Annotated in this window: 18 protein-coding genes and 1 tRNA gene; 6 read left to right on the forward strand and 13 right to left on the reverse strand. The window is 69.1% G+C overall.

Features of this window, described 5'->3' with window-relative positions; translation table 11 throughout:
- Nucleotides 1-51 precede the first annotated feature (51 nt).
- The 12 genes from HPT28_RS02555 to HPT28_RS02610 form a co-directional block, all read right to left on the reverse strand.
- Nucleotides 52-492: a hypothetical protein gene (locus tag HPT28_RS02555; protein WP_219088756.1), complete on the reverse strand. Its 441-nt coding sequence runs from the start codon at nt 490-492 to the stop codon at nt 52-54.
- A gap of 92 nt (nt 493-584) precedes the next feature.
- Nucleotides 585-1094 carry a hypothetical protein gene (locus HPT28_RS02560; protein WP_257577943.1) on the reverse strand — a complete coding sequence of 170 codons (510 nt, stop codon included), beginning with the start codon at nt 1092-1094 and terminating at the stop codon, nt 585-587.
- Between the two features lie 101 nt (nt 1095-1195).
- Nucleotides 1196-1693: a hypothetical protein gene (locus HPT28_RS02565; RefSeq protein WP_219088757.1), complete on the reverse strand. Its 498-nt coding sequence runs from the start codon at nt 1691-1693 to the stop codon at nt 1196-1198.
- Between the two features lie 25 nt (nt 1694-1718).
- Entirely contained in the window at nt 1719-2483 is a 765-nt protein-coding gene (locus HPT28_RS02570; protein WP_219088759.1) for a hypothetical protein, read from the reverse strand.
- An 819-nt stretch (nt 2484-3302) separates the two neighbouring features.
- Nucleotides 3303-3938: a hypothetical protein gene (locus HPT28_RS02575; protein WP_219088807.1), complete on the reverse strand. Its 636-nt coding sequence runs from the start codon at nt 3936-3938 to the stop codon at nt 3303-3305.
- 95 nt (nt 3939-4033) lie between these two features.
- Nucleotides 4034-5539 (reverse strand): ATP-binding protein, encoded by a 1506-nt coding sequence (locus HPT28_RS02580; RefSeq protein ID WP_219088761.1) that lies wholly within the window; start codon nt 5537-5539, stop codon nt 4034-4036.
- 26 nt (nt 5540-5565) lie between these two features.
- On the reverse strand, nt 5566-6018 hold the full coding sequence (locus HPT28_RS02585; protein ID WP_219088763.1) for a DUF6238 family protein: 453 nt from the start codon (nt 6016-6018) through the stop codon (nt 5566-5568).
- Nucleotides 6019-6043: 25 nt separating this feature from the next.
- Nucleotides 6044-7510, reverse strand: a complete 1467-nt coding sequence (locus HPT28_RS02590; RefSeq protein WP_219088764.1) for an SCO6880 family protein — start codon at nt 7508-7510, stop codon at nt 6044-6046.
- A gap of 137 nt (nt 7511-7647) precedes the next feature.
- On the reverse strand, nt 7648-9057 hold the full coding sequence (locus tag HPT28_RS02595; protein ID WP_219088766.1) for an ATP-binding protein: 1410 nt from the start codon (nt 9055-9057) through the stop codon (nt 7648-7650).
- 28 nt (nt 9058-9085) lie between these two features.
- Complete coding sequence (locus HPT28_RS02600; RefSeq protein ID WP_219088768.1) at nt 9086-9766, reverse strand: hypothetical protein; 681 nt, start codon at nt 9764-9766, stop codon at nt 9086-9088.
- Entirely contained in the window at nt 9766-10074 is a 309-nt protein-coding gene (locus HPT28_RS02605; protein ID WP_023421641.1) for a DUF6112 family protein, read from the reverse strand. Before HPT28_RS02605 ends, HPT28_RS02600 begins: the two co-directional genes overlap by 1 nt.
- Before the next feature lie 86 nt (nt 10075-10160).
- Complete coding sequence (locus HPT28_RS02610) at nt 10161-11306, reverse strand: C40 family peptidase (protein ID WP_219088770.1); 1146 nt, start codon at nt 11304-11306, stop codon at nt 10161-10163.
- Between the two features lie 571 nt (nt 11307-11877).
- Between HPT28_RS02610 and HPT28_RS02615 the strand changes: the two genes are divergently transcribed.
- Complete coding sequence (locus HPT28_RS02615) at nt 11878-12624, forward strand: site-specific DNA-methyltransferase (RefSeq protein WP_219088772.1); 747 nt, start codon at nt 11878-11880, stop codon at nt 12622-12624.
- A gap of 99 nt (nt 12625-12723) precedes the next feature.
- On the opposite strand, the gene HPT28_RS02620 is transcribed toward HPT28_RS02615, so the two are convergent.
- Nucleotides 12724-13659 carry a DUF5655 domain-containing protein gene (locus HPT28_RS02620; protein ID WP_219088774.1) on the reverse strand — a complete coding sequence of 312 codons (936 nt, stop codon included), beginning with the start codon at nt 13657-13659 and terminating at the stop codon, nt 12724-12726.
- Between the two features lie 547 nt (nt 13660-14206).
- Here HPT28_RS02620 and HPT28_RS02625 point away from each other — a divergent pair.
- The 5 genes from HPT28_RS02625 (at nt 14207) to HPT28_RS02645 (ending at nt 20563) form a co-directional block, all read left to right on the forward strand.
- The gene (locus tag HPT28_RS02625) at nt 14207-16033 is read left to right on the forward strand and encodes a hypothetical protein (protein ID WP_219088776.1); all 1827 of its coding nucleotides are present in this window, start codon (nt 14207-14209) and stop codon (nt 16031-16033) included.
- A gap of 549 nt (nt 16034-16582) precedes the next feature.
- Nucleotides 16583-16981: a hypothetical protein gene (locus HPT28_RS02630; protein WP_219088777.1), complete on the forward strand. Its 399-nt coding sequence runs from the start codon at nt 16583-16585 to the stop codon at nt 16979-16981.
- Between the two features lie 1169 nt (nt 16982-18150).
- Nucleotides 18151-19134, forward strand: coding sequence for a hypothetical protein (locus HPT28_RS02635; RefSeq protein ID WP_219088779.1), 984 nt, complete (start codon nt 18151-18153; stop codon nt 19132-19134).
- A 417-nt stretch (nt 19135-19551) separates the two neighbouring features.
- Nucleotides 19552-19616 (forward strand) — tRNA-Ser (locus tag HPT28_RS02640).
- A 644-nt stretch (nt 19617-20260) separates the two neighbouring features.
- Complete coding sequence (locus HPT28_RS02645) at nt 20261-20563, forward strand: DUF427 domain-containing protein (RefSeq protein ID WP_257577944.1); 303 nt, start codon at nt 20261-20263, stop codon at nt 20561-20563.
- Nucleotides 20564-20752 lie beyond the last annotated feature (189 nt).

Raw genomic sequence — 20752 nt, forward strand, 5'->3', positions numbered from 1 at the left:
GCGCGGACCTCCGCGCGACCGGGATCGAGGGTGCCGAGCAGGATGCCGCGGTCAGCGGGCAGGACCTCTTTTACTCTCCCGGCCGCCCAGGCTCGGGCGCAGGTTCTTCGCCTTGGCGACGATCTCCTTGTCCAGCAGCGGCGCCAGATCCGCCTTGCGGGCGAGGCCGGACCTGGACCCAGAACGGCAGCGCATCCACAGCACCGCAGCCGTGACGACCAGAGCCACGGTGAACAAGCCGGGGACGACGCGGGCCCCGACCATCAGCATGCTGGTGCTCAAGGACGGCCACAGCACCTCCGGGTGCAGCAGCGCTTCCGTGACGCGGAAGGGGGCCCATGTCCCGCTCCCGACAAGAACATTGGTGAGGTTGCCGGTGAGCCAGGCGAGGGAGCCGAAGGTTATGGCGGCGCCGAGGCCGCCGATCAGGAGGTAGAGGAGCGCGTCCGACCCGGTGGTGGTCGAGGGCGCGTTGGTGCGCGGGGATGCCACGGCGGTTCCTTGGGTGTGCGAGCGGGCGGGGGCGGGGCGCGCCGGCTCTCGTGCAGCTCATGGGGAGACTCCTGGGAGTGAAGCGGAACGTTTCAGCGGGGTTGGCCGACAGGACGAGACGCCGGCGGCGGCGGTGCGGTGGCCGACGGACTGCCAGTCGACGGCGATGTTCCGGCGCACGGCGAGGAGGCGCGGGCGGCCCGCTGCCGGTCTGAATCGGAACTCCGGGCAGTGGACGGCGCAGGAGCAGCTTCGGCACCGAGGACATCGCCGAGCAACTTCCGGCTGCGCAGGACGTTGACCATTCGGTGGTGCCGGGGGTCTGTGCGCTCTGCAGGACAGGCAGCGACACCGTCCTCGGCGACCTCCAACTGCTCACGGACGTCTTGGAGCATTCCGTAAGCGGCGGCCAGGTGCGTCCACGTCTCGAAAGCCGGGTTATGGAGCGTGTCGTCGAAGCCGAGACAGGCGCGAGTCCAGTCGGCGGCAGAGGCGACGAGTTCGGTCAGCTCGGGCAGAGCCCCGACCAGTGCGCCGTTGACCTCCTTGATGATGCCGGCCACTTTTTCGGGCGTGGCGTCCTCGTGGAGACGAGCGATCATCCCGCGGGCGGAGTGCGGATCGGCGGAAGCACTGGGCAGGTGCCGGACCTGCAGCGGCTTGTCAGAGCTGGGTGCCCCGCCGCAGCAGGGCATCCGGTAGGTCAGAAGAAAGGATTCTCTGTGGGTCGGTCGGCCCCGGTGGCGGCTCGGAGCAGTTCGGTGAGGTCCTCGGGCTCGGACGACCTCTGCTCTATCCACCACCCGGCGCGGGTCACCGTACGAGCGCTCTCCTCGATCCCCGCCCACTCCGCTTCGCTGGTCGTGCCTTCGGTGACCAGTGCGGTGTAGGCGTTGGCCAGAATCTGGTGACGGCAGCGCACGCCCCAGGGAATGGCCCGCTCGGTCCCCTCCAGGGGAGGCATCTGGTACTGCTCGGACCAGGCTTCGGACGCGGCCTGCTCCTCGGCGCGCTTCGCCTTGAGCCAGGCGGCCTTGTCCCGCTGGTCGCCCTCGTTCGAGGCGCGCCAGCAGTCGGTGCAGACCTGCCTGGCAAGCCATTCGGCGAAGCCGGCGCGGCGGTCGGCCGGTCGGTCGGACAGGTCGCGGTCGGCATGGTGACCGCAGATGTGGTCGATAGGCCAGATCGTCTTCACGGCCATGGGAGGGCATCCTCAAGGAGTTGGATCAGCGGTCGCGGGAGTAGGCGATTCGGGGGTCAACGGGCCGGACCGCCGCAGTGGTGACGGCGGAGGCGGGGTCCGGTGCCTTGCCCGGAATACAGGCACGGGCCGGGCTGGCGGTGAGCGCGGCGGCGCACATCGGAGACGCACGAGCGGGAACGTGGCCGCGCTCACGGCCAGCTGCCGGCGTGGCAGCAGGGCGGGGCCGGGCTGTCACCTCTTGAGCGAGGCGGGGCTGCACTGCGACTTGGAGCCCCGAACGGTGCAGGGTCAGCGTGGCGTCGGCCACTTTCCCCAGCGCATCGACGCGATCGGTGGTCGTGGGGAGTGTGTAGATGTCCAGGCTTGCGTTGTGCCGCCAGCCGTGCTCCTCCAGTGCAAGCGCGTTGAGGCCGGAGACACGGTCGTCGAGGGCCGCGACGATGCCGAGCTTTGGGTGATCGGCGAAGGCGACGTCGGGGTCACTGAGCGGACCGCGGTCGCGGACGGGTGTCGTCCCGGGCGCCAGCGCGGGGTCGAGTGCGGCGTCCACGTCGACCCGGTATCCGGCCTGGCGTAGCAGCGCGACTGCTCGGGTCGTACGGGCTTGTCCGTCACGGTTCTGGTCGGCCAGCGCGTACAAGGTCGGCTGGTCGGGGACGGGATGGAAGCCGAATCCCTTCAGCATCCAGGTGCTGGCCGCGAGGTTCTTCGGATTCGCGGCGACGATGCCGTAGAGGGGGTGGTGGCCGAAGGCCAGGTCGGGCAGCACGGCGTAGTGGCTGGGCATGGCGGATCCGTCCGGGGTGGGTGCGGTTGCAGGTGCGGGCGACAGGCGGATCAGTTCTGGCGGTGCGGTACATGGAGGGCTCCTGGGCGGTGGTTGGTCAGCGGCCGAGGGCGGGTGAGGGTCGCGCAGGCGGCGGCGCGGCACGCGCGGGGGACTCCATCTGCGGACCGGTCGGGAGCACGTGTTGCCCGACCGACAGCGAAGGGGTGAGAGCGATACTCGCCCGAGATGGAGCGGAGGCGGGCGAGAGTAAGTTGGCGGCGCGCTCCTGGGCGGATGGTTCCTGCTCCTGGCGTGGCGGAACGCCAAGCTGGTCCAGGCGGGCGTCGACGGCGGTGAGGAGATCCGGCACGCTGCCGCCGCGGTGCGCATGCGGACCGTCGGGCTCGGAGTCGTAGATCACTTCGTACACGGCAGGCTCGGTGGACCAGTGGCGGGTAGCCATCCAGCTCTCGGGGTACTCGGGGGTCTGGGAGGGCGGCTCCTGCGGGGCGAGATGATCAGTGAACTGCCGTCGGGAAGCTCGGCGTGGACGATGTAGTCGCTGAGGCCGTACTCGATGGTGCACTCCAGGCCGCGCTGCCCGAGCGCGGAACGGAGGGCGGCGTGATAATGGCCCGGATCGGACGAGGAAGCTGGGGCCCAGGCACTGGTCCCGGCGAGGGCTTGCAGGCTTTCGTGGTGCATGAGGTTCTCCGTTGCCGAACGCCCCGGCCCGACGGCGCGAGCCCCCGGGAGCGTGGAGCTTGAAGGGGTGTGGTGGTCCATGAGGATCCGGTTATCGGGCGGCTTGGTGCTGCCGTGACTCCGTGCTATGGGTCAGCGTGAGCGACCGGGGGTCGGCGGATGCGATGCCGGGGGGAACGGGGGTGAAGTGGGCGGCACAGCATGGGTGTTGTGAGTGGACCGGGTCAGGGCGACGCGCGCCCGTTCGGTCTGCGCCAGCCGTTCGGTGTCCGCCCGGTGGGCCAGGTATTCACCGGCGCGCACCAAGGCCGCACCTTGGTAGCCCAGTTCGTGTGCGTGGTGCCAGCCTTCGGTGTTGCGGTGCTCCTCGGCGCGCTCCTGGTAGAGGTGGAGCACGCTCGGCTGCGAACCGTCCATGAGCGCCATGACGCCGTCCCATTCGTGCCTCAGCTCCTCCGCCCGGAGCAGGGTGGTGTCGATCCCGCGCAGCCGGCGGAGGTCGTCACTGATCGGTCCCTCGATATAGTCGGGGCCGTCGGCGGCGGCGCGGACCCCGCCCAGCACCTCGGGTCCGTGGTCGAGGAAAACTTCGGCGTGCTTCCACGCTTCGGCGTCCCGCTTTGCCTTGCCGTCCCCGTAGACCTTGTCGTCCAGCGGCCAGCCTTCCGCGTCGCAGAGGGAGTCCGAGACCGCGTCCCAGGCGTTGGACGCCTCGTTGATGCCGGCGGCGGCCGAGGCCAGTGCCGGGAGGTGCCGTCGCCAAGCCAAGGGGTCGGTGGCCCGCGACGGCTGGTTGTCACCGGAGGAGGGAGGAGTGGCAGGAGCAGACATGATCGATCCTTCTTGCTGTGCCGGTCGTTGGGCTATGCCGCCATACGGGCGTCGGTGTCGAACAGCTCCCGCTCGGCCGGGTGGAGGATGTGCTGAGTGATGAAGGAGCGGCCGGCGACCTTCCACAGACCTCGGCCCTTGGTCAGGGCGGACACAGCCTGGGTCTCGACGCCGGTCAGGCCGAGCAGCGACGCGGCGGCGGCGAGCTGGTCGGGCTCCTGGCGGTAGATGATGCGGGTGGAGCAGTCGGCCAGCAGGCCCTCGGCCAGGACTCGGCCGCGCGAGCCGACGTCGCCCGCCGAGAGCAGGTCCGACAACCGGTGGATCACCATCAGGTTCGCGATGCCCAGCCCCCGGGAGAGCTTCCACTGGCTCTGCATCCGCTCCAGCAGCCCGACGTGCCGCATCAACCTCCACGCCTCGTCGTAGATCACCCACCGACGTCCGCCGTCGGGGTCGGACAAGGCTGACTCCATCCACGCGCTCGCACACGTCATCGCGAGCACCAAAGCCGTGTCGTCACCGGAGCCGCCGAGACGGGAAAGGTCGATGGACAGCATCGGTGTGCTCGGATCGAACGACACGGTGCTCGGCGCGTCGAACATGCCGCTCAGATCGCCGTGCACGAGACGCCGCAGGGCGTGCGCGAGGTCCTGGGCGGCCGAACCGAGGTGCCCCGCTTGGTGGCCGAGGGCCTGGTCAAGACGCTCGTGGGAGCTGAGTACGTGCGCGATCTCGCCGAGCAGCGGCACCGTGCCCCGGGCGGCGGTGTCAGCGACGACCAGGTCCAGGGCCAAATCGAGGGCGGTGTGCTCCATCGGCAGCAGATCGCGCTTCAGCACGGTGCGGGCGAGGCCGGCCAGCAGCAGCAGGCGCCGCTTGCGAACCTCCGTAAACCAGTCCTCCTCGCTAACGGAGGCGGGCCGGGCCGGGGCGTCCAGCGGGTTCAACCGGCCAGGGAGCCCCGGGCCCAGGGCGATGCTGTAGCCGCCGAGGGCCTGCGAGACACCGGTCCACTCACCCTTGGGATCGCAGGGGATGTAGATCCGGTAGCCGTGGGCGATCGACCGGGTGGCGATGGATTTCGCCAGCGCCGACTTGCCCATGCCGATGATCCCGGCCAGGACCGCATTGGGGTTGGTGAAGCCCTCGATCCGGCCGCTGTTGTAGAGGGAGAACGGGTCGAAGCAGAAGGCCGCCTCCGCGTGCACGTCGCGGCCGATGAACACCCCTTCGGCGCCCAGGCCGCCCTCGGCGACGAAGGGGTAGGCGCCGCTGGCTGTGGCGGTGGTCATCCGGTGGGCGGGCAGGTCGAGCTTGCCGCCGCGGGCGGAGGCCGGACCGGGGCGACCAGCGAGCGGGTAGGTGGGCCGCAGATCCGGGTCGAGAGACTGCTCGGCGCGATGCTTGGGCAGGGCTCCCGCGAGGCGTGCTTGGCGGCGGGCTTCGGCGAAACCGGCTCGGGCGGCCCGTTGCTCGGTGCGTGTCGTCTTGCGAGGTACGAACAGCGGTGAGGCGGTGGCGCGGGTGCGGGGCATGATCGTTTCTCCAGGTGAGGGGTGGATCAGCGGCGGACGAGGCCGGTGAACGGCGCGTGCAGGTCGGTCGGGGTGGCGCGCCGCCGCACGAGATGCGTGGTGCGCTGGTGGCGCTGGCAGATGGTCAGTACCGGTGCCCCCTCTGGAAGGCCGGCCTGGCATGCCTCCGGTCCGGGGATCTCGCCGGAGTCCGGCCGGGGCGCCGCGTGGTAGGCGGCGTGGAGGTGCTCGGCGGCCTGCCAGATGCGGGTGCGGGCGGTGCGAAGCTGGTCGCCCTCGATGGCGACGAGCTGCCCGGTGCGACCGGCGTGGGCGTCGAGTAGTCCGTACAGCGAGACGAGGTGGGCGTGCAGGGCGTCCAGCTCGGCGCGAGTGGTGACCAGCGGGCCGCCCGGGAGGTTGAGTGCGCGGTGGAAGTCGAGTGCGGCGGTGGCGAAGGGCACGAAGTCCTGCGCGGTCGGCCTGGCGGTGCGGGACATGAGGGTGCTCTTTCGGAGGGGAGGATCAGGCAGCGAGCGCGAGCGGCAGGGCGGCGGCGGTGAATGCCTCGGCCTGCTGCCAGGTCAGGGGCCGGAGGTCGAGCTGGGCGCCGACGGCGGCGGTCTCCACGACGGCACAGGCGGTGCGCAGGTCTTCCTCGGTGTCGGCCGAGACGGTCAGCAGACCGGTCAGGGCGACGTCGGCATGCCCGGCGATGAGCTGGCGTTCGCGGGACTTGATGTCCTGGTACTCGATCGAGTCGGCCTCGGAGTCGACCTGGCCGCGCCGGGCGCGCTCGGCGGCGGCGGCGATCACGCTGGACTTCTTGCGCTGTACGTCGCGCAGGGCGGCGTCGAGGCTCTTCGGCTCGTAGGAGAGCGACAGCGTGCGCCGGACTCCGCCGGTGAACAGGAGCTGGTGCAGGAAGCCGGCGCTGGTCTCGGTGCGCGGCCAGTTCTCCACCCAGTAGGTGGCGTGCACGGCGGAGTCGGTGGCGATGTGGTCCGCCTTTTCGACGACCACGACGGGGCCAGCGGCGGCGGGCTCGGCCTCGGGGCGGCCAGCCGTGGACCAGCGGTCGAGTGTCGCGAGCGCCTTCGGGTCGTAGGAGGTGCGCACCACGGCGGCGATCTCGCGGGCGGTGAGCCAGCCGGTCGGGGTGAGCCCGGCGGTCCGCGCCGCCTGGTCGAACGTCGAGGTGAGCTGGGCGAGGACGCTGAAGGCACCGGTGAGACCGCCACCGGCCTGGTTGATCAGCCGGCGAGCCGCCTTGGTATCCAGGGACACCGCGACGTACGCCTCGTGCGGGGCGGCTGCGGGGCCGGCGCTCTGGATCAGCTCGTTGTAGATCGCGCCGGCCATCGGGGTGTCGGGTCGGCCGTGCTCTTCCCAGTAGCGGCGCAGCGCGTCGCCGGAGTCGGGGACGGTGCGCTCGATCACCTGGATGCGGGCGATCTGTCCGGTGCGGGCGAGGGCTGCCAGCGCGCGTCCCCAGCTGCCGACGTTGGCCTGCTGGGTGCCGGGGTCGAGCAGGGCGTAGGCGCGGGAGGAGACCTTGGCCACTGCGGTCAGCGTTCCGGTGTGGGGGTTGTGGACCGCGCCGTACTTGCCGTCGGGAGCGGTGGTCACGCGCAGGCTGGCAGCGGTGCCGGGAAGGTGGAGCAGTCCCTCGCGGGTCGGTCGGCGGGAGGGCCGGGTGAGCCAGACGAGCTGGCCTCGCATCCGGCGCAGCACGTATCGGACGACGATCGGGGCCCAGTCCGCCAGCGCGCGGCCTCGGTGGCGGACGAAGACGAGCAGGGCGATGACCGCCCACAGCGGAATGAGCTGGAGAGCGCCGACCACCCCACGGGCGAGGATCACGGCGAGAAGGAGAAGGCCGGTGAGCCCGGCGACGACCAACTGGGGAACGGTCAGGCCGAGCAGGACGCCGCGCCTGCTGCGGTGGGGGAACTTCACGGTGGGCGTAGAGGGCTGGTGCTTGCCGGACATGGTGGTTCCAGACGGTGGGAGCGGGCGGAGGGCGGGGTGCGCGGCGCTCTTCTGGGCGTCAATGCGAAGCCTTCCTACTGTTCGGGGGAAGTGGGGGCGGGCCGTGGAGTGCTGCCCGCCCCCGGGGACGTGGTGGGTCAGGAACCCGACGGCGGCTGGGTGCGGTACACCCAGTTGGTCGGCGTCGAAGAGCCGGTGGCCGATGGTCCGGACGCGGACACCGGAGTGCCAGAGGCCGAAGGGGCGGGACCGGCTGGCGGCATGGAGGTCATGTCGCCGCGCGGAGCTGATGCGCCTGCCCGGTGACCGGAGCCGCCCGCAACGCCCCGGACCGTCACCTCGGACCCTTCCGGTTCGTCCTTGCCGGGTCGCGTGATCAGCGGCGGGATTCCGGGGCGCTGGATCAGGGCGCGGCCCTTGTCGCCGGTCGCGTTCGGGGTTTCGCCGTACCGGAAGCGGGTCTGCTGCTTGGGCGGTCCGGCGTCGATGCCCTCCTTGCTGAGGTTGCCGCCGGAGGGGTTGATGCCGGAGGCGACGCCATCGGTTCCTGCACCAGGAACCTGGTTCGGGCCCTGCGGGGCGGGGGCACCGGTGCCGGACCGCAGTGCGAGGCTGCCTGCGGTCTTCGCCGCTCCTGCGGCGACCGCCATGCCGGCGACGCCGGTGCGGTGCATGTCGTCGTGGCCCCCGCCGTCGCTCGCCCAGTGGACGAACTTGTACGTCGCGTAGGGGCAGAGCAAGACGAGGACCATCACGACGATGCCGGCCATCGCGTCGGACAGGGCTGCCATTCCGTCGCTGGCGTCGCTCTTACCCATGGCGGAGACGCCGATGAGGAAGACGACGGTCATCAGGAGCTTGGAGACGATCAGGGTGCCGGTGGCCTCCATCCAGCCGCGCCGCCACCGCTTGGCGACCTCCCAGCCGCCGCCGGCCCCGGCGAACACCGCGACCGCGACCATGATCAGGACGCCGACCTTGCGGGCGACCATCACGCCCCAGTAGAGGAAGGCGCCGATCGCGCACCCGAAGGCGACCAGCGTGGGAACGCCCCAGCCGAGGCCATACATGGCCCCCATCTGGTCGACCTTGATCACGCGGCGGATCGCGTCGTCGATCGAGGTGTTGGCGGCTTTGAAGAGGCCGTCGGACAGCGCGTCGACCACGGTGATGGCGACGGTGGTGAAGGCGATGGCGGAGAAGCTGAACAGGACTCCGGTCATGGTGCCGAACGCCGCCTTGGCGAGGGCGCGTTCGTCGCGGCGCCAGGCCGCGGTCATGAGCTGGATGCAGAAGATGCCGACGGTGAGGGCGAGGCCGATGGGCAGCAGCAGCTCGTAGTTGTCCCGGAACCATCCGGCGTTGAGGTCGATGGCCGTCGTTTCGTTGACAGCCTTGGCGGCCAAATCGGCCGCGCTGGCCGCCAGCTCGCCCGCCGACTTCGCGATCCACGCGCCGAGGCCGTCAGTGACGGTGCCGGCGGGGTTGGTGGCGAAGTCGACGGCGCCGCACACCTTGTCCATCAGCGGGAAGTCGCAGACTCCCATGGGTCGTACCTCCGTTCTGGGGCGAGGGTCAGGGCGCGACGGACGGCATGACGCCGACCAGGGCGCAGGGGCGGTCGGGTCGGCACTGGACCGCGAGGGTGGTGGAACGGCTCTCCGCGCCGCCGGCGGGTGAGCCCTTCCAGCGAATCGACTGCTTGCCGGAGACCGTGACGGCGTAGACGTACGCCTGAGTGATCGCCCCGGGGTCGTCCTGGAGGGCCTGCGTGAAGGCGTGCGGGAAGTGCCCCTCATTGATCTTGGCGGTGGCGACCTGCTTGTTGGCGGCCATCTCCTTCCACAGCACGGGTGAAGGGATCACCTTGTCGACGGAGGCCGAATCGGCGTACTTCGACTCCGTGGTCAGCCAGCCGCGCAGCGCCTTCCGGAGCTCCGGCTGCGAGTACGCCCGGGTGTCGTACGACCACAGCGCTGCTGCGGCTGCCTTCCCGTACGTGATCGGATCATGGGTCTTCGGCGGAACGGGGAGAGCGCGGGGCCGGGTAGGCGGTCCGGACGGCGCCGCGGACGACGTGGACGCCGGGGACGAACTCGGCGGTGGCGCCGCAGTATCGGAGGGGCTTCGGCCCTCGCGGGTGAGGTAGGCGACCAGGCCGGCGAGGGCGACGAGCACCGCCAGGACAACGGTGCCGAGCAACGCCCGGCGGCGCACGCGAGATGCGCCGCCGGGGTGGGTGGAGTGCTGAGCCATCAGTGGACCTGCGTCCCGAGCGTCGAGAAGAAGGCGACGACGCCGTTGGCCGCACCGAGCAGAAGGGCCGCGCCCGCGCTGACCAGCACGCCCTTCTTGCCGTTTGCCTCGGCCTGGTGGCCGCCCGAGTGATGGCCCCAGGCCCACACGCCGGCGCTGACGGCGAGGGCGCCCACCACGGCGATGAGCCCGAAGAGGTTGATCGAGCCCATCACCTGCTTGAGGACGTTGAGGCCCGGCAGCCCGCCCTCGTTCGGCTTGATCCCGGGATCGTAGGCGAGCTGTATGACCTGGTCAGCGAGATACATGGGGAACTCCAGTACGAATGAGTGCACGCCAAAGCCCGGAGGGGCGAACCAGCGGTGCGAGGAGAGGGGAGGAGGGGGAGCGCCGGTCAGACGACTCGGCGGGCCGCGAGAATCTGCGATTTCCAGGACGCGACGGTGGTGATCCGTACGACGTCACCGGTGTGCGGGGCGTGGACGATCAAGCCCTGCCCGATCGCCATCCCGACGTGCTCGGGCACGGCGGCCGTCCCCTCGGTGAAGAGGAGGTCGCCCGGCGCCAGGGCGTCGACCGACACCGACTTGCCGTCCTTGACCTGCGTGTAGGTGGTCCGCGTCAGGCTGACCCCGGCGGCCTTGTACGCCTGCTGCATCAGGGAGGAGCAGTCGCATCGGCCCATCGGGTTCTTACCGTGGGAGTCGGTGCAGTTCCCGCCCCACTGATACGGGGTGCCGAGCTGGCCGAGCGCCCACCGGATCGCCGTCTGCACCTCTCGCGGAGCAGTGGCGGGGATCTTGTACTCGTCCGGCAGGGCGCCGGCCGGGATGGTGCCGAAGTCCGTCCCGTCGCCGTCCGCCGAACAACCGCCCGCGGGTTCGGGCGAAGAACTGCCGACATCGGCAGAGTCGGACGGCGAAGGGTTCGGCGACGGGTCGCCGGTCTTCTGCAGTAGGGGCTCGATGGCCTTCTGCAGGGCGGTGGCCAGAGGCTCCCACTTTGCGTACGCCTCCGGGAAGCCCGACCGCTGCACCGCCTGGGCGGCCTGGGTGACCGACAGAGACTGCCAGCCGGAGACCTTCTTGAGCCCCTCGTAGAACTTCGTCGAGGCGTGCACCGGGTCGAGGATTTGGCTGGCTGTGCCCCAGCCCATGGACGGCCGCTGCTGGAAGAGACCCAGAGAATCGCGGTCTCCGTAGGTCAAGTTTCGCAGGCCGCTCTCCTGCAGAGCCGTGGCTAGGGCGACGACTTGCCCTCGGGCGGGGATGTTCATCGCGACGCCCGTGGCCTGGATCGTCTTGGCGTTGGGCACCTGATCGGCAGGTGCCTCCAGGCCCGGCACGGAGACCGAGCCCTTGTCGTCGCCGTCCAGGATGGCCTTCACCTGCTTGGCGACGGCGGAGGTGTCCACACCCTGTGCACCGTCGGTCGAGCACGAGGCCGAGGCGGTTCCGGCACCGATGGCAAGGATCGGGAGCGCCAGGAGCAGCGGTCCGGTCGCGCAGAGACCGACGAGGGCTCCGGTCGTCTTCTTCATCGCCGCCGCCGTTCGGCACGACGGCGGTGCCGACCGGGTGACGGGGGTGGGTCGGGGCGCGGGTGTGTCAGGGCATGCTGCATCGCAGCGGCTCCTCGATGTGTTCGTAGGAGGCGCGGTGCCGACTTCTCGTGCAAAGCCGTCGGCACCGCGCCGATGTGCGTCCGCCTTTCGCCGGACCCGGGGCAGAGGAGTTGGTAGCTCCCGGACGCCGGTTTCAGGTCACGCGCGGCAGCCAGCCGCGCTCGTAATCTCAGGCAGCGCATCGGGACCTCCTCATGGCGCTCGCGGGCAGATGGGCAACATGCTTCCGACGCTGCTCGATTGGACGAGACAACACGGATAAGCACAGCTCAACGGGGGTGGAGCAGTGCTCCTTCCCGGTGGCACGGCGAGACAGTAGACCGGGATTCCGGCCGCACCAAACGACTGCCGCCAGAGGGGAGCCACCTCGTTAGGCGCGGCCGGAATTCGCCGTTAACCTCCGCTGCAACCTCGCGCCGGGTGCATGCCGTTGAGCGCTGTCCGGAGCGGGTCCAAACTCTGCCGAGCCCGAAGAGAGGCCCTCCCCATGAGCTACACGCTGCACCGAGGCGACGCCCTGAACGTCCTGAAGTCCCTCCCGGACGAGAGCGTCCAAGCGGTGATCACTGACCCGCCGTACAACTCCGGTGGCCGCACCAGCTCCGATCGAACCGGCCGCACCGCACGTGCCAAGTACGTCACGAGCAACTCGGCGCACGACCTCGCCAACTTCCCGGGTGAGAACCGTGACCAGCGCTCCTACCGCTCCTGGCTCACCGAACTTCTCACCGAGGCGTACAGGGCCTCGACCGAGCACGCGGTCGCGATGGTTTTCACCGACTGGCGCCAGGAGCCGACCACCTCCGACGCCCTGCAGATGGCGGGGTGGACTTGGAGCGGCACGATTCCGTGGATCAAGCCGTCCAGTCGGCCCCGCAAGGGTGGGCCGAAGCAGGACTCGGAGTTCATCGTCTGGGGCGTCAAGGGCTCCCTCGACAACACCCGCGACCTCTACCTGCCGGGGCACTACATCGCCTCCCAGCCCCGCAAGGGCCGGGTTCACATCACCCAGAAGCCGGTCGAGGTCATGCAGCAGCTCGTCCAGGTCTGCCCCGAGGGCGGCACGGTCCTCGACCCCTTCACGGGCAGCGGCTCCACGGGGGTCGCGGCCCTGCGGGAGGGGCGCCGCTTCGTGGGCGTCGAGCTGTCCGCGCACTATGCCGACGTCGCCGAGGAGCGGCTGCGCGCGGAACTGGGGAAGGACGACTTTGAGCTGGCCGGACCGGAGGCGTGAGCGTGAGAGCGAAGAGAGGCCGGGGCCGGCGGCCCGCAGACGCCAAAGGGGCGGCTGGTGCATCGACTAAGCGATGCACCAGCCGCCCCTCCTGTTGCGTCAGGCTGCCTCGAACGCCCGCCGGATCAGCGGCGCCGCCTTCTCCAGGTCGGCTGCCGAGACGACGCGGACCTCCAGGTCGCCGGTCCCGAGGTGTCCGATGCCGCGCATGTCCCGGGTGAAGCCCTCCTCCGGCTCGACCGAGTCCGGGTCGAGTCTGAGGTATACCAGGATCGCCTCGTGCTTCGGACGGAAGATCACCGACGCCACGTTCACCAACCGCCGGTAGGCGATGTAGTGCCGCAGCGGCGCCACCTCCACCTCGCCCCATGCCGTGAGTGCCTCGTCCAGTTCCGCGTACAGATGCCGCAGGCACTCCGGTACCACTCCGCCACCCGCAGGCGGAGAGATCGCCGAAGCCGTCGGCACGCTGTCCGCCACGGGTGCCCACTCCTGGCCCCGGCGAGACGAGGCAGCGCTCGGGAAACCGGTCGCGGAGTCCACGAGCAGCAGCCCCAGCAGGCCACCGTCGAAGATCCGGTAGCGGACCAGGTCGATCCGCTCGGGCAACCTCTGCACCGCCACCCGGTCGTGGTGCGAGAAGCCCGCTGCGATGCAGATCATCCGCGGACGACGCCAGTCGACGGACTCTGCGGCCTCCGCGCCCAGCACCGTCCGGACGAGCGCCTCGAACTCGTGCCGTGCCGATTCCAGCCAGGACAGGTAGGAGACCGCCTGGGACATCACCCCGCTGTCCGAGCCCTTCTTGAACTCGATCACCACCGGGCTGCCGTTCTCGTCCAGCCCCAGGGTGTCTATCCGCCCGCGGTGCCACGGACCCGTCGCGTACTCCGACGCCAGGAACCGGATACCCAGCATCTGCTCCAGCCCGGCTTCGACCCGCCGCTGCAGCTCCACCTCCAGCGCCACCGTCGAACCGGCCAGCTCGGCATCCCGCCCGTCCGCGTCCCGCCGGAACAACATCAGCTCGGCCACGAGTCCCCCCTCCTGCGATCTCTGCAGGAGGGCAATCAACGGAGACCGTCGTCTATTCCCCGGATGTCGAGACACCGGTCCTCGCGGTCCGGGATCGGGCCCTATCCGGGTTGTCGCGCCAAGACGTCCAGGATGGACCTGCGCGACCTCTTCGGGGCGCCGCAGGGCGCCCAGAACCGACTCTTGTGGGGGCGGTGTCACTCCCATGATCCTTGGAACCGTAATGCGCACATTCAGCCGTAGACGACCTGGAGGGCATGTGCCGTGCTCGGCATTGCCATCATGTCAACCGAACGACGCGGCACGCCACGAAAGGATGGTGATGTTGCGTGGCGGCACCACCGCGCGGGAGAGTACCGGGAACTGGCTTCTGATGCGGCCAGCTCTGCCGGGCCGTCCACCGACCCTGACGGCCCGAGCACGAGAATCCACGTCGCAGTGCGGGCACACCTGTGCTCTCCGAGAGCCGAACCCCTTCTCGAATCGTGATGCACTGCGCTGGCGCAGGGTCGGACGCAACGGGTGCTGGCGCGCTCAGGAGCACACGATGAACACCCCCTTCGCCGGATGCGACGGACTCGACCGCGCCGCCACGGCGGCCTCGCAGCTCAGTGGAGAGCGACTCACCCACGCACGCCAGCGTCTCCACGGCTTTGACACCTATACAGGTCTTATCCCTGACGCCGGCGTACAGCAGGCGCTCTTGGAGTCCCTGGTCTTGAGCGCACTCGGGCGTCCTGGCTCCGAGAACCGGCGCCGAATGCTCGGCGTCGAAGAAATCCGGCTTGACGAGAATCGTCTCCGACTCCGCGTCGAGGACGTGTCCGCAGTTCAGGCCATCCTGGGGATGCTCCCAGTCAAAGCCCGCCGCGGCACGCGGCGCGGAGTTCGGGAGCTGAGCGCTGAGGCCGTTGGCAAAGACGTCCTCCTGGGCTTGCGTGGTGTGCCGAGTCCACACCCCTTCTATGCCGGAAACCGGCACCTCACGGCAGGGATCCACGTCCAACTGCTCGGCGCCACCTGTAGTGCCCAGCTGTTGGACGAGCTGACGATGCAGGTCACCACGGCGGGCGGCACCCCCGTATGGAGCCCGAACATTGCGCTCCACGTGCCCGGCCGCCGTCCGCCCATCGAGCGGTGCATCGCGGAGCAGCACGCCGCCGGCGGCGGCTTGGCCAGCAGCCTCCTGCGTCGTTCACACCTGTGGGACTCACTGGCGGGGCAGCAGAGTCTCACCGTGCAGCCGGCCATGGTCGACCACGGGCTCGAGTGGACCGTCAGCCGCACCATGTCTCCAGGAGCGCTCCTCCACGACGCGCGGCTCCACGCGATCCTGACAGATCCGCTCGTCGGCCCCGGACTCAGGCCCGTCCACCACGCGTGCACGGCCACGGAGTGCACAGCCGCCTACGTTCGCCCTAGCTACGGCGGGCAGGCCAGATCAGAAGGAAGCCTGCTCATCACGAGCCGTCACGCGTCGAACCAAGCGGGCTCATCGAGCCGACCCCGCGCACTGCTCGCGCTCGGTGAGCAGCCCACGAGCCACCCCAACGCGCCTCGCATCCGACGAATGCGGCGCCCCGCCGACCAAGTTGTTGTCGGCGTCCGGTCCGTGAGTGCGCTGGGGCTGGCCTCCTGGGACGCGACGGGCTTCGCCAGGCAGACCGCAGCGGCCTGGGCCGCCGACGGATACCGCGTGGCGGTGATCGTGGCCGATGAGCGGTCGGAGTTCTGCGACGTACATATCAGCAACCGTCGCTGGGGCAAGAGGGTGACGACGCTGCCGTATCGCGGCGCCGAACCTCCTGTGCGGTGGCATCGTAGCCGCCTCGCGCCGTTTCCGGGTGAGCTGTGGCGCGTAGAAGTCGACACGATCCAGATCGACGTCAAGGACGCGATCCAGGAGGCTCGTGACCGCTGCGAGCGAGTCATCGCCGTGGACGCGACCCGGTACATGGAGGCCGGCCTGGCGTCGTGCACCGATCAGACGCTCGCCCTCAACCGGTCACGCTCCTTCGAACGACACGTCGCTGGCCCTGCTGGTACGACCCTCGCGCTGAGCCCGGACCTGGCCGCAGCACGGTGGCACGAACGCGAGCTGTCCGGCAAGATCGCCGCCAATTGCTCCGGTGTCGTCCTGGTGGATGCGGACCTCTCAGCCACCGGTGCCCCGGTTGACGACTACGACCGCGAGGTCGAGCGCCATCTGGCTCGCTACGGCACACCAATCCTCGCCCGCCAATGGCTCAGCTCCGGGCAGGCTACTGTGCTCGATCCGATGGAACCCACAGAGGCAGACCAGCTCAGGAAGCAGGCTGACGAGCTGGCCGACATTCTGGCCCCCGCTCCGAGCCAACCGGTTCACCGAGGCTAAGAGGCGGTAGCGGGCAGCCGTAGCGATCAAATCAGCCGTACGCCGGGGAGTGGCGCGGGGGCAGGCAGGCTCGACAGGGCCAACGCCGCCCAAGAGCACGTCGCCACCCACCCCGACCAGTGGGACGCCGAAGGCCCCACCCTCTGCCACGGCACAGCCGGCATCCTCCAAGCCGCCACCCGTCAGAACCCCCAACTGGCCCACCGCGTCACGATTCCCCAGCCGCACTCGGCTGCCCCAGGGCTCCTCAACGGCCTCGCCGGCACAGCCCTCACCCTTGTCGGCCACGCTGGAACTCTCATCCTCCCAGCCACCTCCTGGGACTCCATCCTGCTTCTGTGTTGACTCCCAGGACGAGCGGCCACACGCGCCCGTTTGGGCGTACCCAGTTGGTAGGGCTCCGTCTACCGAACACGGGTCCTCATACGGCGATTTTTAGCCAGGAATCAAGAAACCGGTCTTCCGTAGGCATGCGTTCTGTAATCCTGCGTCGACCGTGCTGAGCACGCTGTCGTACCTGCCGTGGTCCGATGAGAGGAACGAAGGCGCGTGACTGAGAACGCACAACTGTGGGCGGTTGCCGGTGCTGCTGCAGCGGCCCTGGCCATGGAGATGACAAAGGAGACCTGGGCTGGGATGCGGAAGATCGCTGCTCGGTTCTTCCGGCATGGAGGGGAAGTCGAGGAGCAGCGTCAGCTAGCCCGACTGGATGCTGATCAGGTCCAGGCGGAGTCGCTCGACCAGGGGGAACTCCGGGACCGGTGGCGTCGGCGCCTGATGACATTGGTCGAGGACTACCCGGACGCGGTCGATGACTTGAAGGCTCTTGCGAGTCGTCACTCGGAGGATGAGCACAGGAGTGGCGGGCAGAGTGCGATCGGCAACACCGGCCCGGTCATCCAAGTCGGAAGGGACAACTTCGGCGGCCTCAACACCGAAGGACGCTGATCATGTCGCAGGACCCCACCGTCCCGCACGCACGGCAGTGGTCTCACGGAAACCACGGCAGCACAGTTCAGATCGGCGGCAATAACTCGGCGCCCATCAACATTCTGCGGCGCCCGAAGCTTCCGACGTCTCCCGTGCCCACTTCCGATGTCGTTGCTGCATCCGATCCGCTCTGGGCTCATTCGCCTACACCCCAGCGCGCGGCCGAGACGCTATCGGAACATGGCCTCGCCGTCGTCGCAGGAGAGCGTGGCAGTGGTCGGCGAATCTCAGCCGTCCGGGCCCTGCACGCGCATGCTTCGGTGACTCCCCAGTCTCCGAAACTTATCGACCTTGCCGCAGACTGGGACGACGACGAGACGCCTGACCGCGAAACGCTGCCGGATCCAGTATCGGGACACGGCTATTTGATCGAAGCGACGTCGCGCCCCCTGCCTGCGGCAGTGGCTCGCGCTCTCACCGTATGGGCCGAAGAACTCCGTGACGTTGGCTCGTGTGCGGTCGTCACATGTGATCAGAACGGTTGGCAAGGAGACACCAGGTTCGAAGTGCGGGCCGTGCGGCCGGATGCCGTACAGGTCGCACGGAACCATCTTGTCGAGAGGCTCGCTAGCCCGGCGCAGGCGCAGTGGCTACAGCCAGAGCCCGGCCGGGGCGCCGTCCGTGGCCTCTTGCGTGGGTCGGCTTCGCCTGATCCGACTGCTGGCGCCCTTGCTGACCTCATAACCCGCAGTGTCAGCCCGTCTGACGCCGTAGCGATTGCTGAGCGCCTCCGCAGCATCAAGCCGGACCGTCTGGCCAGGGCCATTGGCCAACGCGACAACGCAAGCGACTCCGGTGCCCAACTGCAAGGGCTTAGGGAGTTGAAAGGTATCAGGGAGGAAGTGCTTCTCTGGGAGAATTTCCTGGAAAGTACCCTCGCCGATAATGGAACCCGAGGCCAGGACCGGGTGATGCTCTTGGCTGCCGCTTATCTCGAAAATGCGCCCCTTGAACTATGTATTAGGGCAGCAGCCGAATTTGGCCCTGGTGATGAGCCGACTGCTCGACGTCGATACCGAGAAGGCCGCAGCCCTCGGCGTCGAATGGGTCACGTCGGGGTAGACGTTACTCCAGACGACAGAGCCAGTTTCGAGAGTCGGCCGGGTCTCGCGGCATCTGCCATCCGCATGGACTGGCACCACTGGGCTCATGAGCGTGATGAGACCAGGGCCTGGATCGATCGCATCACTGCGCCTGGAGGAGTAGCAGAGGGATGGACCCTGCAGGTCGGTAAGCGGCTCTTGGGGCTGTCCCGAACAGCTGTAGACCCGCCCTTCTGGCCCATCCTGGACAAATGGACTTCGGGTTCGGCCAGTGCTGGTGCCGACCGGATCCACACTGTTGCCCACCTCCTGACGGAAGCCGCTCAGGATGATCAGCTTGCCCGTGATGCGCACAAGAAGCTTCTGGACTGGGCGAAGAACGTTAACGCTCAACAGCGCGAGGTCGTTGCTCACGTATGCAGCGGGAGCTACGGACGGCGGTGGCCGCACAGAGCCCTGGTCAGGCTGCGGCACATCCTGGATCGCGATGATGCGGCTACCGAGGTTGCGGCGAGCGCTCTCGTCGCATACGCCGCGCGTACCACCGACGGACTCACGCGCGTAGTGGACACGATCGAGTCTTGGCTCGACCGGTACGAGACCAGCCCTGCTGGCCCACGGGCTTTCCTCGCTCTGATCGAACCTGCGAGCGACAACCGCGTCCTGGCTAACCTGATCGATATCGCTCGGACGACGCCCAGGATTCTCGACTTCCTGATTGGCGGCTGGAGTGCGACGCTACAACAGCCGGATGTGCGGGAGCAGGCGCACCGGGTTCTGCTTGGGTGGGCGCGAGCTGTCCATGAAGGGCAGGTTGACCGAGATTTCACCTTCAAGATCCTCACGGACGTACGCAACGCCCATACTCCGGTGGATGCGATGTCCCGCTTCCTCTACGGGAGTCCGGAGCACGAAGACCCGGCGCTTGTCGACGCCCGGCTCACCCTCGCTAATCTCCGCGCCTGCAATCACTTTGAGTGCTCACGTTCTGACTGCCCACTTCGGAAGCCTCCGAGCGCTCCGACCGCTGACAGCGCTGCTGAAGGTGCTGGTGAGCCCGGACAGTGAATCGCATGTTCCGCCGCCCAAGAGCCCCCAGATTCTCTGCGACCCGCTGGCTGCTGGCTCCGGGAACCACGTGGCGCGCTCGCCGATTGGCAGTCAAGTACGGTGCTGGGATGGACGCGCGTACCGCATGGGTGCTCGCCCGGCTTGCTCGGCATCCGCAGGAGAGGCCATTCGCGGAGTGTCATCTGCGTGAAGATGCCGAGGCATAGCAGGGGCATCGGGACGCAGCTCTGGCTTGACCCGCGTGCCCAAGCACCGTCGGTGTGAAGTCGGTGCGCGGCCTCAGTACCGTTCGTCTGCCAGCATGCGTCGATGCGTGAGCGGACGGTACGCGAGGACCCGTCACCGAATGGATCACTCGGCACCATGCCCCCTCGCTGACCTCGCGTCCCCGGATGGACGAGGACCGTCCGGACGGGGCCGGACGGTCCTGACCAGGACTTTTAATCCATTGGTTGTGGGTTCGAGTCCCACACGGCCTACCGCCCGTGGGTCGGGGGTAGTCCCCGCTGACCTGCTACGCAGCGTCCGGATCGGCCTCGGCCGACTCGGGCGCTGCTCCGTTTCCCGGCTCCTGGGTGACCGGAGGTGCTCTCCTCCGCGTCCTCAGGGGTCTCCCGCTGCTTTCTGGGAACGAGTCCGGTGGCCTTCTCGGCGATGTCGCGGTCGAGTTCGGGCAACAGGCTCGTGTGTAGGTGTCCGCGTGAGCGCGATGGTCGAGTGCCGCGGCGTCTCCTTGACGGTGAGGACGTCACCACCACCGCCGCCGTGCGTGAGGGTCGCGGCGACGAGCCGCGGGATCCCGGAGCTTGATGGGCGGCAGGCTGGTCGGCGCGAGAACGCGGCGGAGCTCCGGGAGATGGTCTCTGGACGCAGCCAGGAGCCGTCCTCCTGCGTGAAGACCTTGCCGGTGTCCTGCCAGGCGTCGCCCCACTTCTCAGGTCCCGGTCCTGACGTGTCCTCTGCCGCCGGCGGCATCGCGACGTTCGTGCTGCCGAGGGCGATGGTGTTGGCGCCGCCGTCCGTTTTCGGCTCGGACGTAAGCGGGATCACCGTCGGGGCGGTGGGCGGCGCGTAGCGTGGGGAGCGTGGATTCCGAGGATGCCGTCGGAGGTGGTGGGTCATCATGTGCGCTGTGTGGAACGGCACCGTGCCCGCGGAAGCGGAACGGACCGTCGTCGAGGGGAATCACCACTTCCCACCGGAGTTGCTGTACGGGGAGTGGTTCACGGACAGCAGAGCCAGGTCGCTGTGCTTCCGGAAGGGGGTGGCCCGCTACCACACGGTGTCGGTCGGCGGGCGGACGCTGGTGAACGGTGCCTGGTACCATCCGCACCCCAGTCCGCTGGCCAGGAGGATCAGGGGCCATGTGGCCTTCCCCGGGCCGGGTGTCGCGGTGGAGGCTGCTGTGACGAGGGAGGGCCGGTGAGGGGCCGGGGGCTGCGGGGTGCCGTCTGGGGTGCCGGGGTGGGCGGCGCGCTGGCCGCCGGGTATCTGGGGCTGGTGACCGGGGCTGTCCCGGTCGATCTGGGTGTGGGGCGGCGGACCCGGGCCCTGGGGCCGCTCGTCGTGGAGATCGCGGCGCCGAGGGAGACGGTGTTCGACGGGGTGGCAGGCC

Origin of the sequence: Streptomyces sp. JJ38 (genome assembly GCF_019303475.1) — a bacterium.
GTDB lineage: Bacteria > Actinomycetota > Actinomycetes > Streptomycetales > Streptomycetaceae > Streptomyces.

Bases quoted from the DNA above. Each gene is read 5' to 3' on its own strand.
- HPT28_RS02615 (WP_219088772.1), top strand. From the start codon at position 11,878: ATGAGCTACACGCTGCACCGAGGCGACGCCCTGAACGTCCTGAAGTCC.
- HPT28_RS02590 (WP_219088764.1), bottom strand. From the start codon at position 7,510: ATGTCCGGCAAGCACCAGCCCTCTACGCCCACCGTGAAGTTCCCCCAC.
- HPT28_RS02570 (WP_219088759.1), bottom strand. From the start codon at position 2,483: ATGCCCAGCCACTACGCCGTGCTGCCCGACCTGGCCTTCGGCCACCAC.
- HPT28_RS02625 (WP_219088776.1), top strand. From the start codon at position 14,207: ATGAACACCCCCTTCGCCGGATGCGACGGACTCGACCGCGCCGCCACG.
- HPT28_RS02580 (WP_219088761.1), bottom strand. From the start codon at position 5,539: ATGCCCCGCACCCGCGCCACCGCCTCACCGCTGTTCGTACCTCGCAAG.
- HPT28_RS02635 (WP_219088779.1), top strand. From the start codon at position 18,151: ATGGACTGGCACCACTGGGCTCATGAGCGTGATGAGACCAGGGCCTGG.
- HPT28_RS02605 (WP_023421641.1), bottom strand. From the start codon at position 10,074: ATGTATCTCGCTGACCAGGTCATACAGCTCGCCTACGATCCCGGGATC.
- HPT28_RS02565 (WP_219088757.1), bottom strand. From the start codon at position 1,693: ATGGCCGTGAAGACGATCTGGCCTATCGACCACATCTGCGGTCACCAT.
- HPT28_RS02585 (WP_219088763.1), bottom strand. From the start codon at position 6,018: ATGTCCCGCACCGCCAGGCCGACCGCGCAGGACTTCGTGCCCTTCGCC.
- HPT28_RS02600 (WP_219088768.1), bottom strand. From the start codon at position 9,766: ATGGCTCAGCACTCCACCCACCCCGGCGGCGCATCTCGCGTGCGCCGC.
- HPT28_RS02610 (WP_219088770.1), bottom strand. From the start codon at position 11,306: ATGAAGAAGACGACCGGAGCCCTCGTCGGTCTCTGCGCGACCGGACCG.
- HPT28_RS02595 (WP_219088766.1), bottom strand. From the start codon at position 9,057: ATGGGAGTCTGCGACTTCCCGCTGATGGACAAGGTGTGCGGCGCCGTC.
- HPT28_RS02645 (WP_257577944.1), top strand. From the start codon at position 20,261: ATGTGCGCTGTGTGGAACGGCACCGTGCCCGCGGAAGCGGAACGGACC.
- HPT28_RS02560 (WP_257577943.1), bottom strand. From the start codon at position 1,094: ATGATCGCTCGTCTCCACGAGGACGCCACGCCCGAAAAAGTGGCCGGC.